Annotated in this window: 11 protein-coding genes; 8 read left to right on the top strand and 3 right to left on the bottom strand. The window is 58.2% G+C overall.

Annotated features, from left to right (window positions below; translation table 11 throughout):
• Positions 1 to 72 precede the first annotated feature (72 nt).
• From H6F59_RS17300 to H6F59_RS17285, 4 genes are all read left to right on the top strand, one after another.
• Positions 73 to 897 (top strand): alpha/beta fold hydrolase, encoded by an 825-nt coding sequence (locus H6F59_RS17300; RefSeq protein WP_190702788.1) that lies wholly within the window; start codon positions 73 to 75, stop codon positions 895 to 897.
• On the top strand, positions 890 to 2,518 hold the full coding sequence (locus H6F59_RS17295; protein ID WP_190702785.1) for a diguanylate cyclase domain-containing protein: 1,629 nt from the start codon (positions 890 to 892) through the stop codon (positions 2,516 to 2,518). Before H6F59_RS17300 ends, H6F59_RS17295 begins: the two co-directional genes overlap by 8 nt.
• 202 nt (positions 2,519 to 2,720) lie before the next feature.
• On the top strand, positions 2,721 to 5,408 hold the full coding sequence (gene clpB, locus H6F59_RS17290) for an ATP-dependent chaperone ClpB (protein WP_190702768.1): 2,688 nt from the start codon (positions 2,721 to 2,723) through the stop codon (positions 5,406 to 5,408).
• A 435-nt stretch (positions 5,409 to 5,843) separates the two neighbouring features.
• Positions 5,844 to 6,029 (top strand): DUF4278 domain-containing protein, encoded by a 186-nt coding sequence (locus H6F59_RS17285; RefSeq protein WP_190517324.1) that lies wholly within the window; start codon positions 5,844 to 5,846, stop codon positions 6,027 to 6,029.
• Positions 6,030 to 6,131: 102 nt separating this feature from the next.
• Here H6F59_RS17285 and H6F59_RS17280 read toward each other — a convergent pair whose 3' ends face one another.
• Positions 6,132 to 10,130 (bottom strand): magnesium chelatase subunit H, encoded by a 3,999-nt coding sequence (locus H6F59_RS17280; protein ID WP_190702765.1) that lies wholly within the window; start codon positions 10,128 to 10,130, stop codon positions 6,132 to 6,134.
• Between the two features lie 389 nt (positions 10,131 to 10,519).
• On the opposite strand from H6F59_RS17280, the gene H6F59_RS17275 reads away from it, so the two are divergent.
• Complete coding sequence (locus tag H6F59_RS17275) at positions 10,520 to 11,173, top strand: DUF305 domain-containing protein (RefSeq protein WP_190702761.1); 654 nt, start codon at positions 10,520 to 10,522, stop codon at positions 11,171 to 11,173.
• An 80-nt stretch (positions 11,174 to 11,253) separates the two neighbouring features.
• Here H6F59_RS17275 and H6F59_RS17270 read toward each other — a convergent pair whose 3' ends face one another.
• A complete protein-coding gene (locus tag H6F59_RS17270) occupies positions 11,254 to 11,670 on the bottom strand; it encodes a M48 family metallopeptidase (RefSeq protein WP_190702758.1) in 417 nt (138 codons plus the stop codon).
• Positions 11,671 to 11,731: 61 nt separating this feature from the next.
• A complete protein-coding gene (locus tag H6F59_RS17265) occupies positions 11,732 to 12,088 on the bottom strand; it encodes an iron-sulfur cluster assembly accessory protein (RefSeq protein ID WP_190517334.1) in 357 nt (118 codons plus the stop codon).
• Positions 12,089 to 12,428: 340 nt separating this feature from the next.
• Between H6F59_RS17265 and H6F59_RS17260 the strand changes: the two genes are divergently transcribed.
• From H6F59_RS17260 to H6F59_RS17250, 3 genes are all read left to right on the top strand, one after another.
• Complete coding sequence (locus tag H6F59_RS17260) at positions 12,429 to 14,108, top strand: DUF6930 domain-containing protein (RefSeq protein ID WP_190702755.1); 1,680 nt, start codon at positions 12,429 to 12,431, stop codon at positions 14,106 to 14,108.
• A 91-nt stretch (positions 14,109 to 14,199) separates the two neighbouring features.
• Positions 14,200 to 14,592, top strand: coding sequence for a VOC family protein (locus H6F59_RS17255; protein WP_199325833.1), 393 nt, complete (start codon positions 14,200 to 14,202; stop codon positions 14,590 to 14,592).
• 124 nt (positions 14,593 to 14,716) lie between these two features.
• Positions 14,717 to 15,886, top strand: a complete 1,170-nt coding sequence (locus H6F59_RS17250) for a hypothetical protein (protein ID WP_190702752.1) — start codon at positions 14,717 to 14,719, stop codon at positions 15,884 to 15,886.
• The last annotated feature ends 69 nt before the right edge of the window (positions 15,887 to 15,955 follow it).

The raw sequence follows: 15,955 nt of genomic DNA, 5'->3' as shown, positions 1-15,955 counted from the left end.
GATGTGGCTTCTTTTGCGCTTTGGCAATTGGGCACGCTAAATCAAGATGGGGGCTCAGCGCAAAGGTAGACCATGCCAGTGGATGTTTTAAGCCGAAACAACGTCAAGGTAGTGGGCCAGGGTCAGCGACCCTTGGTGATGGCCCACGGCTTTGGCTGCGACCAAAAGATGTGGCGGTTTGTGGCTCCCGCCTTTGCAGACGACTATCGGCTGGTTTTGTTTGACTACGTGGGATTTGGCCAGTCAGACTTAGCCACCTACGATCCGCAGCGGTACAGCCACCTTCAGGGCTACGCCCAGGATATTTTGGAGATCTGCGCGGCGTTAGAGCTGGAACAGGCAATCTTTGTGGGTCACTCAGTGAGCAGCATGATCGGCCTGCTGGCGGCGATCGCCGCCCCCGAGCGCTTTGAGCGGCTAGTAATGATTGGCCCATCGCCCTGCTATATCAATGAAGATACCTACGTCGGCGGCTTTGAGCGCCAGGATATTGACCAACTGCTCGACATCATGGAGAAGAACTACATTGGCTGGGCGCATTTTTTGGCCCCAGTGGTGATGCAGAACTCCGATCGCCCCCAGCTCACCCAAGAGCTAGAGGACAGCTTTTGCTCGACCGACCCCGCCATTGCCACGCGGTTTGCCAAGGCCACCTTCTATGGCGACAACCGCGACGATCTGGCCAAGGCACCGGTGCCCTCTCTGATTTTGCAGTGCAAAGACGATGCGATCGCCCCCACCGAGGTAGGGCAATACCTGCATCAGCATTTGCCCCACAGCACCCTGGCCCTGATGGAGGCCACGGGCCACTGCCCCCACATGAGCCATCCCGACGAAACCATTCAGCGAATCAAAACCTATTTGGAGGCGGCCAGTTTGGGCCCAACCTATGGTTAACCGGAGTTCTATCCCCAGGTCTGCGCCCCAGGGCGTAGACCCCTTGCTCGACCACGCCCCCTGCGGGTTTCTGTCGGTGCGCGACGACGGCGTCATCGAGTACGCCAACGCCACGCTGCTGACGCTGCTGGGCTGGGAGCGAACGGCGCTAGAGGGCCAAAACATTGTGGCGATTTTGCCCGTGGCCAGCCGCATCTTTTATCAAACTCACGTGTTTCCCATGCTGCGGGTGCAGGGGGCGGTGACGGAAATTTACTTTTCGCTGCGATCGCGATCGGGGCAAGATATTCCCATTTTGGCCAACGGGGTGCGGCGGCAGCGCCAGGGCGACGCCATTAACGACTGCGTGGTGATTCCCATTCGCCAGCGCATTCAGTACGAAGACGAAATTTTGCGGGCTAAAAAGCAGGCCGAAGCGGCGATTGGCGCCCAAAAGCAGGCCGAGGCCACCCTCAAACATCAGTACGAGCGGGCCGTCGCCCTGGGGCAAATTACCCAACACATTCGAGAATCCCTTGAACTGACGCAAATTTTTGCCGTTGCGGCCCAAGAAGTTCGCCAGTGCTTAGCGGCGGATCGGGTAGGCATCTATCGCTTCACCGCCGATGAGGCAGCAGGCAGTAATTTTGTGTCGGAGGCGGTGGCCCCGGGGGTGGACTCGGTCATGGTGGCCCAGGTGCCGCACCAGGGGTTTGGCGATCACTACCGGGGCATTCGCCACAACGCTGGCACCCTGGCCATTCGAGACATTCACGAAATGAGGTTGCTGGACGAGCACAGCCAGCTGTTCAACCAGTTTCAGGTGCAGGCCAGCTTGGTGGTGCCGCTGCAAAAGGGGGCCGACCTGTGGGGGCTGATTGTGATTCACCAATGCTCAGGGCCGCGCTACTGGCAGGGGGTAGAGGTCGAATTGGTAGAAGACATTGCGGCGCAGCTGGCGCTCGCCATTCACCAGGCCGACCTGATTCAACGGCTGCAGAGTGAGCTGCAAGAGCGCCAGCGGACCGAGGTGCGCCTGACCCAGCTCAATGCCGAACTGCAGCGGGCTACGGGGCTGCTGGATCAGATGGCCCACATCGACCCGCTGACCCAAATTGCCAACCGTCGCCGCTTTAGCGAGCGCCTCGGGCAAGAGTGGGCTCGCCTCCGCCGCGATCGCCTGCCCCTCTCCCTACTGCTGTTTGATGTCGACTACTTCAAGTGCTATAACGACACCTACGGCCATCAGTCGGGCGATGACTGTCTTTACGCTATCGCTCAGGCTGCCCAGAGGGTGTTAGGTCGCCCCACCGATCTGCTGGCTCGCTACGGCGGCGAAGAGTTTGCCGTCATTTTGCCTAACACGATTCGGCAAGGGGCGATCGCGGTGGCTCGCCACATCCATCAGGCGATCGCGGCTCTAGCCATCTCCCACTCTGACTCAGCAGTGGGTTCCCAGATTACAATTAGTTTAGGCATCAGTACCCTCATTCCCTCGCAGAAACTATCATCCACGGTGCTCATTCAGCAGGCAGACCAGGCCCTCTACCGAGCCAAGCGGCAGGGACGCAATCGATCGGTGGTGTTCGACCCGACGATGCTTGACCCGAGGCCAAAGTCTGCCCTACCGCCCCTGATCTAGCCGTCAGGACGCGATGGGCTGTCTTAGGATTCGATCTGGGACGTTTGTCAGGGGATCAGCAGCAGTGGTCTGAACAGTTTGCGGCAGACAATCCCGCTATGCTGGCCCAGAGGGCGGCACGGCCGGCCCAAGCGACCAACTGATATACTGAACGTCCAACCGCTACAAAAAGCAAAGCGCAGCCTGCCCGCCCACGGAGATTATGCAGCCAACCGATCCGGATAAGTTTACCGCCAAAGCTTGGGACGCCATCGTTGAGGCCCAGGACGTGGCTCGCCGCTGCAAACATCAATATATGGAGGTCGAGCACGTGCTAATCGCGCTGCTCGATCAAGAAGAAGACGGGCTGGCCCACAAAATTCTCGCCAAGGCCAACCTCGACAGCGACCAGATTCTCGACGATCTAGAGACCTTTGCCCAGCGCCAGGCCCGCGTACGCCCCGGTGTCGACAACAACCTCTACCTGGGCCAGAGCCTCGATCGCATGCTCGACGGAGCTGAGGCGGCGCGCCAAACCCTCAAAGACAAGTTCATCTCAGTTGAACACCTGCTGCTGGGCTTTCAGGAAGACGAGCGCATCGGACGGCGGCTACTGCGGGGCTTTAACGTCGAAGGCCCTGAGCTGATGGCAGCAGTGCAGGCGGTGCGCGGCAGCCAAAAAGTCACCGACCAAAACCCCGAGCAGCAGTACGATGCCTTAGAGAAATATGGCATTGACCTCACCCAGCTCGCCCGCGACGGCAAGCTCGACCCCGTGATTGGCCGCGACGACGAGATCCGCCGCGTGATTCAGGTGCTGTCGCGACGCACCAAGAATAACCCTGTGGTGATTGGCGAACCGGGAGTGGGCAAGACGGCGATCGCCGAGGCCCTAGCCCAGCGCATCATCAACGGCGAGGTGCCCGAATCGCTCAAAGGCCGCACGCTAATTTCCCTCGACATCGGTGGTCTGATCGCCGGAGCCAAGTTTCGCGGCGAGTTTGAAGAACGGCTGCGGATGGTGCTCAAGGAAGTCACCGACTCTGCCGGACAGGTGGTGCTATTTATCGACGAGCTGCACACGGTGGTCGGAGCCGGAGCGGGCCAGGGCACCATGGATGCCAGCAACCTGCTCAAGCCCATGCTGGCGCGGGGCGAGCTGCGCTGCATTGGGGCCACCACCCTCGACGAATACCGCAAGCACATCGAAAAAGACGCCGCCCTAGAGCGTCGCTTTCAGCAGGTGTATGTGGGCCAGCCCAGCGCCGAAGATACCATCTCCATTCTGCGGGGCCTCAAAAAACGCTACGAGTCGTACCACGGCGTCGATATTGCCGACAGCGCTCTGGTGGCGGCGGCGGTGCTCTCTGACCGCTATATCGCCGATCGCTTTTTGCCCGATAAAGCCATCGACCTGGTGGACGAAGCCGCTGCCAAGCTCAAAATGGAAATCACCTCCAAACCCGAGGAACTGGAGGGCATCGAGCGCCGCCTGATGCAGATCGAAATGGAAAAGCTATCCCTAGAGGCCGAAAACGGCTCCATGACTAAGGCCTCGCGCCAGCGCCTCAGCCGCATTGAGCAAGAGATTGCCGAACTCCAGGCCAAGCAGCAGTCCTTCAGCGGTCAGTGGCAGAGCGAAAAGCAGGCCCTCGACGCCATTCACGCCCTCAAGGACGAAGAAGACCAGATTCGTCTGCAAATTGAGCAGGCCGAGCGCGCTTATGACCTCAACAAGGCCGCCAAACTCAAATACGACAGTCTGGAGAAGATCCAGCGCGATCGCGAAACCCTGGAGGCCCAGCTAGTCGAAGTGCAGGCCAAAGGCAATACCCTACTGCGTGAGCAGGTCACTGAGGCCGACATCGCCGAAATCGTCGCCAAGTGGACGGGCATACCCGTCAACCGGCTGATGGAGTCAGAGCGGCAAAAGCTGCTTCAACTTGAAGGCCACCTGCACGAACGGGTGATCGGTCAAGACGAAGCGGTGGAGGCCGTTGCCGCCGCCATTCGCCGCGCCCGCGCTGGCATGAACGACCAGGGCCGTCCCCTGGGTTCCTTCCTGTTTATGGGACCAACTGGGGTAGGTAAGACCGAACTGGCCCGCGCCTTGGCCGAATTTCTCTTCGACACCGAGGACGCCCTGATTCGCATCGACATGTCGGAGTACATGGAGAAAAACGCCGTGTCGCGGTTGGTGGGGGCACCTCCCGGTTATGTCGGTTACGAAGACGGCGGCCAGCTCTCCGAGGCGGTGCGTCGCCACCCCTACTCGGTAGTACTGCTCGACGAGGTCGAGAAAGCGCACCCCGACGTGTTCAACATTCTCTTGCAGGTGCTCGACGACGGTCGCATCACCGACTCCCAGGGCCACCGGGTCGATTTCCGCAACACCGTAGTAATCATGACCAGCAACCTGGGCAGCGACCACATTCTAGAGCTAGCGGGCGACGACGATCGCTACGACGAAATGCGCGTCCAGGTGCTCAAGGCACTGCAAAAGCAGTTTCGTCCCGAGTTCCTCAACCGAGTGGATGACCTCATCCTCTTCCACTCGCTGCGCAAGAGCGAGCTGCGCAAGATCGTGGCCCTGCAAATTCGTCGGGTGCAGCGTCGCCTAGCCGACCAAACCATCGGTTTGGAGATTGCCGATCCGGCGATCGACTTCATTGCCGAGAGCGGCTATGACCCAGTGTACGGTGCTCGCCCCCTCAAGCGAGCCATCCAGCGCCTGCTGGAGAACCCGATCGCCACCAAGATTCTAGAGACCACCTTTGCCCAAGGCGCAACCATCACGGTGGACTTGCAGGATGGCAAGCTGGAGTTTGACCACCGCGAACCTGCTCCTGCTGAGGTGCTAGCAGCGGCAGAGGACGAAGCTGTCAAGGTGGAGTCAGTGGTGGGAGGGTAACGTCCAAGACCTTTCCTTAATCAGGTTGTACACTTTTTTCTCAAAATCAGCCCTGGCCTTGGCGGGGCTGACGGTGCTGGTCGGAAAACCGTTAGCTACACAAAGGACTGTACCGAGAAGTGGCGGTGGGGCGATCGCTCCACCGCTTTAGCTTGCTATTGCGATAGATTCTTTGCTTCATCGACTATGGCGACTTCGCTTAAGACAAGAGTCACAGCTAGCGGCAGGAATTGGGGCAGCATACTGTCCCAAACAGTTGTGCAGCACTTATTTCAAAATTCTCTTGGGAATAGATGAAAAAAATTCTGTAACAAATTTGTCAATTTAATTTTCACATCAGGGCCTCTTAACGTAGCAAGGCCATAATTCTTCTCAACCCTGTAGTGCATGGTTCCGTCTTCGCTTAAATGCATTCTTTAGCAACAGGATCTTCCTATGCAGCTACGTTTTCTTGGTGCCGAATACGATTGTCAGTGGCCTAACATTGAAACCCGCGACGGTGAAGTGACGGGCAAATATCGGGGAGTCGTCTGGAGCGCTAAACACCACAGCGCCACAGTGGCGCCGACTACGCCTGTTACGCTCCGCTTTATGGGCCGCTCGTACCAAGGTCAGGTATAGCTGGTTAGACGACGGTTGGCTAATACGGTTTAGCTGTGGTTCTAAAAAAAGCCAGGACTCTTAGAGAATCCTGGCTTCAAAGTATTAACTAAACAGTAGCGACTATTCCACCCCTTCAATGCGGTCTTCCACTTCCTGATAGAGCTCTTGCAGCTTCTCCAGGTTTTCGTCGCTGGTTTCCCAGTAACCGCGTCCGTTCACTTCCAGCAGGGTCGAGACCATGCGGCGGAAGGAGTTAGGGTTGAGATCCATTAGGCGCTTGCACATCTCTGGGTCTTGGATGAAAGTGGTGTTGACATCTTCATAGACCCAGTTATCGACTGCCCCGGCAGTGGCCGACCAGCCCATAGTATTCACCAGGCGCTTCGACAGCTCGCGCACCCCTTCGTAGCCGTGGGAAAGCATCCCTTCGTACCACTTGGGATTGAGCATCTTGGTGCGGGCATCCAGTCTTACCGTTTCCGACAGGGTGCGCACCTGGGCGTTGGCGGTAGTGGTGTCGGCGATGTAGGCAGCCGGAGCCTTGCCGTCTTCGCGCAGGCTGGCCACCAACTTGGTGGGGTCAGAGTCGAAGTAGTGGGATACGTCGGTGAGGGAAATCTCCGACGAATCCAGGTTTTGGAAGGTGGCATCCGCCGTCTTCAGGGCCGACTCAAACAGGCCCCGATTGCTGTCCATGACGCCAGGGTTGTCGGAGTTGAAGGCAAAGGACTTGCGCTTCAGGTACATCTCCTGGAGTTCAGCTTCGTTCTCCCAAGTGCTGTTTTCCACCGCCAGGTTGATGTTGGAGGAATAAGAACCCGAGGCGTTAGAGAAGATGCGAGTAGCGGCTTCGCGGACCGAGAGACCCATTTCTGCCGCCTGCTCTAGGGCGTGCTTGCGGACAAAGTTCATCTCCAAAGGCTCGTCGGCTTCGGCGGCCATTTTCACAGCGCGATCGAGCAGGGCCATCTGGTTGATGAATAAATCCCGGAACACCCCAGAGCAGTTGACAACGATGTCGATGCGGGGGCGGCCCAGCTCTTCGAGGGAGAGCAGCTCCAGTTTATTCACCCGGCCCAAGGAGTCGGGCACAGGCTTGACGCCGACGAACCACATCATCTGGGCAAGGGATTCGCCGTAGGTTTTGATGTTGTCAGTGCCCCAGAGCACGGTGGCGATAGTCTCGGGATAGGCCCCGCCATTTTCCTGTCGCTGCCGCTCCAGCAATCTATCCACCACAATTTTGGCCGACTGTACAGCAGCAGTGGTTGGGATCGACTGGGGGTCGAGAGCGTGGATGTTTTTGCCAGTAGGCAGCACATCGGGGTTGCGAATTGGGTCGCCGCCGGGGCCAGGGAGCAGGTATTCGCCTTCGAGGGCTTGCAGCAGTGCGCCCAGTTCGTTGTCGGCGCAGACCTGCTCTAGGCAGAACTCCAGGTATTCCATCAGGGGTTTGATGGCATCGGTGTCGACGTTCTTGTAGCCTGCCTCGTGGAGGGCTTTGATCCAGGGTTCTTTGCGGCCAATATTGAGGAAATTGAGCCGCGACACCATAGAGACACGCCCTTCAGCATCGATTTGCTCGTGGACGAGGGCGGCGATCGCAGCCCGAACGCCCTGATTGATGTCGTAGAGCAGCTGCACGTCGGCGAGGTGGCCGCGATCGCTGTTCCCGTAGATATCATCAATATCCCGGCCAATGCTCTCAGCAATGATCCGCTGCAGGCTCTTGATGCCGTCTTCTTCGCGATCGAGGCTGCCAATGTTGACTAGGGTGGCGATCGCCTCCTCAGCTGTAGGCGGCTTGCCTACCACGTGCAGACCGCAGGGCAGCAGGCGCGACTCGATCTCCATCAGCTTGATGTAGATCTTGCCCACCAGGCCATCGCGCTCTTCGTTAGAGAGTTCGCCCGTGTCGCCCTCGGGTAGCACCACATCCTTGTCCAGGTTGCAGATGCGCGCGGTTTCAATGATGGCGTTGACGATCTGCACCGCCCGACCGCTCTCCTTGTTGCTCTGGTAGGAGCCGATCAGCTCGCTCAGTTCCTTGAGTCCTTTGTAGAGACCCGCATTCTCAGCGGGAGGGGTGAGGTAACTGATAGTTTCGGCGTAGCCCCGGCGCTTGGCGATCGTGGCCTCGGAGGGGTTGTTGGCCGCGTAGTAGTAGAGGTTGGGGATGCTGCCGATCAAGTTGTCGGGGTAGCAGGTGCCCGACATGCCCATCTGCTTGCCGGGCATAAACTCCAGCGAGCCGTGGGTGCCAAAGTGCAGCACCGCATCCGCGCCCCAGATTTTATTCAGGTAGGTGTAGTAGGCGGCAAAGCCGTGGTGGGGGCTAGCGGAGCGGGAGAACAGCAGCCGCATGGGGTCGCCCTCGTAGCCAAAGGTAGGCTGCACGCCGATGAACACATTGCCGAAGGCTTTGCCGTAAACCAGCATGTTCTCGCCATCGGTGTTGAGGTTGCCCGGCGGTGGCCCCCAGTTTTCTTCTAGGCGCTCGGCGTAGGGAGTCAGGGCCTGGTACTCGCGCACGGGCATGCGGTAGGCGATGTTCAGCTCGGGGCTGGCGTACTGGGCCTGGGCATCGTGGATGACTTCCTGGAGCAGGGCTTGGGGCGACTCGGGCAGATCCTGCACGTCGTAGCCGTTCTGCTTCATCGCCTCCAGCACTTTGTAGATAGAACCGAATACGTCCAGGTAGGCGGCGGTACCCACGTTACCTTTGTCGGGGGGGAAGCTGAAGACGGTGATGGCCAGCTTTTTGTCGAGCTTGGGCTTGCGGCGCAGGTTGGCCCACTTCATTGCCCGCTGGGTAATGGATTCAATCCGATCCTGGAGCGAAATTGCCCGTCCGGTCAGACCGTCGCGGCCCGAGAGCACAATCGGCTCGATCGCCCCATCCAGCTCAGGAATCGCCATTTGCAGCGCCACCTGAATGGGGTGCAAGCCCAGGTCGCTGTCTTCCCACTCCTCGGTGGTTTGAAAGACCAGGGGCAATGCCACCATGTAGGGGCGGTTGAGGCGCTTGAGGGTTTCGATCGCCTTGGGATGATCCTGCCGGGCCGGGCCGCCCACCAGGGCAAAGCCGGTGAGGGAAACCACGGCGTCGACAATGGTTTTGGTATTGTCTACCGGGTCAAAGAAGTAGGCATTCACGGGCTTAGAAAAATCTAGACCGCCCGCAAACACAGGGATCACCTTCGCGCCCAAGTACTCAAACTCCTGCACCATGGCCACATAGTGGGCCTCGTCCCCAGTCACTAGGTGGGTGCGCTGGAGCACCAGACCAATGGTGGGAGCAAGGGGATCCTTGAGATCCTCAGAAATGTCGCGGCGGGAGGCGTGCCAGTTGAGGTACTCCTTGATATCCTCAAACATGTGCGGCGCCATGGGGTGCCAGATGCCCATGTCGGGATAGGTGACGGGCTCCTGGTAGTCAAGGCTTTCGGGCTGGGGAGCACCCTCAATTTGGCTGTCGGTGATCACGTAGCGATCGGCCAGCATGAGAAAGAAGTTTTCCAGGTTCTCGGGGGAACCGCCCAGCCAATACTGGAAGCTGAGCATAAAGTTGCGGGCATCCTGGGCCTTCTCGACCGGCAGATACTTGAGCACCGTGGGCAGGGTGCGCAGCAGCTTCAGCATGGCGTCTTGGAACCCGGCCCCAGACTTCTCCTTCCGCTTCTTCATAAAGGAGGCGATCATGCTCTTCGACTGGCCGAGCTGGGCCATAGAGAAGCTGCCCATCTTGTTGAGGCGCATCACCTGGGGCATAGAAGGGAAGCACACAGCCACATCGAGGCCATCGCGGAGGGGGGCAACCGCTTCAACAACCTTGTCGGCTAGGTCTTCGATAAAGATCAGCGAGGCAATAAATACGTTAGCCTCGGCCACATCCTGCTTGAACGCCGCGTAGTTGTTGGCGTCGCGCAGTTCTTCAATCAGGTAGCCGTTGACTTCGAAGGCTACTTGAGAGTTGCTGGCGTTGATCGACCGGATGGCCGAAGACAAAGAGCTCTGGTATTGAGGCTCTAGAACCACATAGACCACCTTAACCAGATGCCGCCCGTTGAGGTCATCGGGGGCAATGTGGCGAACAGTGGGCTTGACGTGGGTGAACATGCAGTAAAACTCCTTTCGCGGCTAAGTCTAGAGATGAGAAGGCTGCGGGCGCAGAATCAGCAGCAGTGAGCAGGGCAGACTGCCGGCAGACTCTGGGGCTTGTGTAGGAAATATTTCGTAACGAAAGCAAAATCAATGATGTCTTTCATGTTTGTATCAGAAAACCTTGCCAGATAAGGATTCGAGCGTTTAGGTGACACAATTTGAAATAAACCAGTCTGGGCTTTGTTAACAAAATTTACAGTACGGCGGGATCACTCCTCTCAATTTCGTAACAAAATATTAATTAAATGCTGGACAAGGAAATACATCTTGCTCACTCAGCCCTTGACTCTACAGCGGGCTGGAATGTGTAGGCTTGAAACATCAAGGCATTTGGGAGACGAACTATGCGATTGAGACAGCCTTTAGCTACGATGCTAGCCCTGGCTACCCTAGTACCGCTAGCCTCCTGCGGCACTAGCAACATGGAAGCCATGCACGAAGGTCATGCTGCTGGAGACAGGGCTGAAGAGCAGATGGTGCACAGCGATCACGGGATGGATCTGGGCCCGGCCGATGCCACCTACGACCTTCGCTTTATCGACGGCATGACGCCTCACCACGAGGGCGCCGTGGTGATGGCCGAAGCGGCCTTAGAGAATTCTCAGCGGCCTGAAATTCGCCAGCTAGCAGAAAACATCATTGCGGCCCAGCAGGTGGAGATTGCTCAGATGAAGGAGTGGCGGGCCGAATGGTACCCTGATGCCCCTGCCGAGCCGGTAATGTATCACGCCGAAATGAAGCACGACATGGCGATGAGCGAGGAAATGATTAGCTCTATGCGCATGGATATGGATTTAGGCGGAGCCGATGACGAGTTCGACCTACGCTTTATCAACGCGATGATTCCTCACCATGAGGGAGCTGTAGCGATGGCGGAGGATTTGAAGGAGAAGAGTAGTCGGCCTGAGTTGCTTACCCTAGCCGACGAGATCATTACCTCTCAGCAGGCTGAAATCGACCAGATGACGCAGTGGCGACAGGCATGGTACGGGCAATAACTCGCAAGCGCGCCCCCGACTTGATTGGGGACGCGCTTGCGCAACGGTTTGGGGAACAAGGGCTTAACCCATCGACCTAACTACTCAAGCCACTGCTTAACGCGCGACAAACTCTTCCAGTCTGGCTTGCGCATAAGACCGTCGTTAATGCTGTCCATAACTTCCTGTTTCAGGTCGTCGGCGACGGTCATCACTTGGCCAGCGATTTCGACATGCTCGCGCACGCCGGGCTTGCCCGCGTCGAGCATGGCCACCGCCAGATTCACCCGACCTTGGGGATCCTGAGGGTTGAGCTTGACGGCCTTTTGGGCGGCTTTGAGGCCAGCGTTGGGCTTGTCGGTGAGCAGGTAGAGCCAGGCCAAGCAGGCCCAGGCGGCAGCACTCTTGGGGGCGCGATCGCACACCTCTTTAAATACGGGAATCAGCTCAGCGGGATCTTCGCCCTTTTTGTAGCGCTCGATGCCCTCATCGAACAGGGTTTCTACGGTTTGAGTCATGTCAATGAACTATCTAAAGCGATATCCAGCAAAGCACAGAATATAGCCCCGTAGGGTGCCCTTACGCCCCGAAGGACTTACCGCAGCCGCAGGTCTGGACGGCGTTGGGGTTGGTGAACTGAAAACCGCCGCCGATCAGCGCGTCGCTGTAGTCGAGCATGAGACCGTAGAGGTACAGCAGGCTCTTTTTGTCGCAGATCACGCGAAAGCCTTCATAGTCGTAGACTTCGTCGTGCTCGTTGATGTTGGCGGGATCTTCAAAATCCATGGTGTAGGACATGCCAGAGCAGCCGCCCTGGCGCACCCCCACTCGCAGGCAGAGTTCTTTATTGCCCTGGGACTGTTGGAGGGCCTTGACGTGCCGCAGGGCCGTTTCCGACATCAAAATGCCTCGGGTTTGTTCTGTGGCTTGAGCCATTGCAACCTTTCGATGTAAGTACAGCTTCTACCATCATAAACAGAGTCACCCCAACCGCAGCCAGAGCAGCCTAAATTGTTTTGAAATCTAACACTTTCGTCGTCTAGGCTTAGCTGATACCGCCAGGAATTTCTATAGTTTATAGCAGCCGCTCCGGGCGTCCCCTCCCCGGGAAGGATGCTAGATGAGGTGCAGTGGCTCAACTTAGGGGACTGCACTGAAGGGCACGCGGCTGAGTTGCTGTGGGCAGTTGATGATTAAACTTGGCTATGCTGACCAAAGCCGTGCTCAAGCCAGCGGTAGCTTAACCATCCGTTCCATCTGTCGTTATCGTTAGCCCATGACTCGATTGAACCGCATTACCATCGATCGCCTGAAGCGGTTGCCCCGTGTAGCCAGCGTATGGGAGGGCGATCGCCGTTCGGTGGGCGGTTTGATGGATGACGATGGCGGTCTGCGCCAGCGCCATACCGAAACTAGCGACTGCATTCTCTGGGTTGACAGCAGCCGCGGCGCGGTGCGGGGGCTGACCATTGTGCCTACCACCTGTGGCTATGAGCCGGTGGTGCGCACGCTGTTGCAGGCAATTGAGTCGCCCCAGGGCAACCTCGCCCCGGCAAGGCCCCACAAGATTGTGGTTAGCGATCGCGAAATTCAGTTTTACCTGCGGGGGGCGCTCCAGGGGCTCGATATTGCCATTGACTATGCCCCCGAACTGCCCCTGATCGACGAGCTGTTCAACGCCCTCCAGCAGTCGGCCGAGATGACCGAGGCCGAGCTGCCCCCTCGCTATGCCGAGGCCATGATCGACAAGGCCATGGAGATCTGGGAACTCGCCCCCTGGAATACCCTCAACGAGCAGCAGGTGCTCGCCGTTGAGCTAAACAACTGGGATCTCGACACCCTCTACGTGTCAATGCTGGGCATGGGCGGCGTAGAGTATGGCCTGCTGATGTACCGTTCCCTCGACTCGCTCAAGCAATTTCGCCAGCGGGTGCTGATGGGGCAGCAGTCGCCCAAGCAGATGCAGGAAGCCTTTTTAGAGCAAGACTGTCTGTTTCTCAACTTTGAGCTGTTTGACGACGAACCCTTTCCCGACATACCCCAGCCTGTGAGCTGGCTAGCCTCGGCCCCAGAGGCAGTGCAGCCCGACTTTGGCAGCATTCACCCCCTAGAAGGCATGCGCAGCCAGCTTGCCGACGAAGAAGGAGCCACGTTTCTAGTAGTGCTGGAGGCTCTTCAGCGCTTTATCACTCGCTACCGGGCTCAGCTTGAAAAGCCTCCCCTCAAGGCGCTCCAGAGTAGCTATAAAATTCCTAATCCCGAGAAAAATGGCGGTACGTCGCCATTGAAGGTGACGGTTAAAACCCTGCCCGAAGTGACCGCAGAGCTGGCTGCCGACGCCGATGATGCCCTTGGCGACGACGGCCCCGAGGGCCTGGTTAATTTTCCGGTGCTGCGGGACGACTATGTGCCCGAGGGGGCCATTATCATCCTCACCCAGTTTCAGCAGCAGGTGCTCAACGATCTGCGCCATGACGCGGCGATCGCCTTTCAGAACCTAGAGGGCAAATGGACCCACAATGGCACTGCTGACTCCCCCGATCTGCCGGTGGTGCTAATTCAGACCTCGCGGCCCAAGGCCAAGACCCTAATCCAGCAGCTGCAGCAGGCCCAGGGCGTACAGGCCGTGTGCTTCAACCCCGGCAGCGACCCCTTTAGCGGCGAGGCCTTTGAGCTGGGCATGCTGCAAACCGGCGATGGCGAGCTGCACCTGTTCGCCGAATACGAAACCAACGGCAGCACCGATCGCCACCTGCTGGAGCGCTGGGATACCTGGCAGAGGGAGTGTAACGGGACTTGTGCGGTTATTATTGCCAGCGGCATTACCGGCAGCAGCAAAGGCAAACCCAGCGTGAAAGATATTTTGGGTGTGTTTGAAGCCCGCTGCAAAACGCCAAAGGATTTGCACCTGCCGCCGCTGATGTTGCAGTACGCGTCGGAGTGGGAGTTGGACTAGGGAAGGTAAGGGGGTGGATGAGTAGAGGGTGGATGGGTAGGTGGAGATGTCAGACCCAGTAGTTGTCTAGGAAATTCTGGCGGAGAGGGCTTTGGCTGAGGCATCTATAGGTTGCACTAGTGCTTTTGTGGCCTTGGCCAGCGAGAATTTTGAGCAGTTGGTGGGTTTTTATAGCGAATTGCTTGATCAATCGGCTCGGCCTTACCAGCGCGATCGCTATGCCGAGTTTCAGCTGCCGGGGCTGAGGCTGGCGATCTTTAAGCCTAAAACTGATCAGGTAGCCCAGTTTGCCGCTCCTAGCAGTGGCGCAATGAGCCTGTGTTTAGAGGTGACGGATTTGAATGGGGCGATCGCCCGTCTCACCCACCTGGGCTATGCGTCCCCTGGCCTGGTGCTGACGGCCTCCCACGGTCGCGAGGTCTATGCCTATGACCCCGACGGCAATCGGCTGATTTTGCACCAAGGTCTTGCCGAGCAGGGCTGAATGCTTAGCCCAGAGAGATTTCTGCCCTAAGATTTCTGGGAAACGTGGCAGTATTGAAAGGGATATGCCCTTTGGGGCTACCTCCGCAACGCATGCCGGTAATCGTGGCCAGGTGGGCTAACCCATGAGACCCCAAGACCCCAACTTTCCTTCAGAAATTCCGCCCATTCCGCCCCCGCGCAACACCGATCAGACGGTGCAAGGGGATGGCGCTGGGCCAGCGTTTCCCAGTGACCCCAGTGCTGAGGATAGGGAGGTGCTACCCCTCGAAACTGTCGATGGTGACGTTGCTGGGTCAGATGGACAAGATTGGGTTGGGGAAGATGCTTCGGCAGAACCAGTGGTGGGCGATCGTGAAACGCGTCCGAAGGACAATCGTGCCTCCAGACTAGCTGCCGAAGCTGCCCCCTACGGCCCCGTCTCAAACAACGGTCGCGCAGCACCTGACTCAGCCCCTTGGACCGACAGCGACTTAGAAGATTTGGAAGATCCGCTGCCGGTGCCGGCCCCAGAGCCCCAGCTCACTGACATTGACCGGCGACAGATGCCTAACAGAGCCACTGGTTACAAAAATACCCGGCTGGTGGCTCCGGCAGAAGATGTCTGGGCCGATACCGGCATTCCCTACCAACCGAAGGAGCTGGGCGTGGTTGATCAACTGCTGCTGCTGCTGGCCGAGGGGGCAACCCTGTGGAAGAAAGGCCTGCGGTGGGTGCGATCGCAGCTACCCCTCGATCTTCAGCGAAAGCTCTCAGACAGCATGCTGACCGCCATCGCCCTAGGCCTGCTGATGCTGCTGTTGGCCCTCTGGAACCCCCTAGGTGCGAAACGAGGCGAACCGGTTATCGCCTCAGAACCCCTGCCTCAGATTACGGCGGCAGAACCTGGTGTTGACGACCTATTTGCAGCCCCCGTTCCCACCGCAGAGCAGCCTGTCCCTGCTCCCGCGCCCGTGGTTGAGCCCACGCCTGAGCAGAGTTTAATTACCGACATTCAAAACCGGGTTAGCAGCATTAGCCGCTCCTACGGGGCGGGGCTGATTCAATCGGTGGAGGTCAATCTACCGGAAAATACCCTGGGCGTGAATGTGGCCGAAGCCTGGTACGGTTTGCTGACGAGCCAGCAAAATGATGTGGCCCAAGACATCTATGCCCAGGCCCAGGGGCTCAAGTTTGGCACCCTGCAATTGCGCGACCCCGAGGGTGTGGTGGTGGCCCGCAACCCAGTGGTGGGGCCAAACATGGTGATTTTGCGCCGGCTGCGATCGGTAGATGCGGACTGGCGCACGCAGTAGTGGGGCACATAAATGCATGGTCAGCCCCCTCGACTCCGCTCAGAGGCAGAGTTGAAGCGGCAGAGTCTT

Origin of the sequence: Nodosilinea sp. FACHB-141 (assembly GCF_014696135.1) — a bacterium.
Lineage (GTDB): Bacteria > Cyanobacteriota > Cyanobacteriia > Phormidesmidales > Phormidesmidaceae > Nodosilinea.
This window is presented reverse-complemented; position numbering and strand designations above follow the sequence as displayed.

Excerpts from the sequence above, each read along its gene's own strand:
- H6F59_RS17300 (WP_190702788.1), top strand. The coding sequence starts at position 73 with ATGCCAGTGGATGTTTTAAGCCGAAACAACGTCAAGGTAGTGGGCCAG.
- H6F59_RS17295 (WP_190702785.1), top strand. The coding sequence starts at position 890 with ATGGTTAACCGGAGTTCTATCCCCAGGTCTGCGCCCCAGGGCGTAGAC.
- clpB (WP_190702768.1), top strand. The coding sequence starts at position 2,721 with ATGCAGCCAACCGATCCGGATAAGTTTACCGCCAAAGCTTGGGACGCC.
- H6F59_RS17285 (WP_190517324.1), top strand. The coding sequence starts at position 5,844 with ATGCAGCTACGTTTTCTTGGTGCCGAATACGATTGTCAGTGGCCTAAC.
- H6F59_RS17280 (WP_190702765.1), bottom strand. The coding sequence starts at position 10,130 with ATGTTCACCCACGTCAAGCCCACTGTTCGCCACATTGCCCCCGATGAC.
- H6F59_RS17275 (WP_190702761.1), top strand. The coding sequence starts at position 10,520 with ATGCGATTGAGACAGCCTTTAGCTACGATGCTAGCCCTGGCTACCCTA.
- H6F59_RS17270 (WP_190702758.1), bottom strand. The coding sequence starts at position 11,670 with ATGACTCAAACCGTAGAAACCCTGTTCGATGAGGGCATCGAGCGCTAC.
- H6F59_RS17265 (WP_190517334.1), bottom strand. The coding sequence starts at position 12,088 with ATGGCTCAAGCCACAGAACAAACCCGAGGCATTTTGATGTCGGAAACG.
- H6F59_RS17260 (WP_190702755.1), top strand. The coding sequence starts at position 12,429 with ATGACTCGATTGAACCGCATTACCATCGATCGCCTGAAGCGGTTGCCC.
- H6F59_RS17250 (WP_190702752.1), top strand. The coding sequence starts at position 14,717 with ATGAGACCCCAAGACCCCAACTTTCCTTCAGAAATTCCGCCCATTCCG.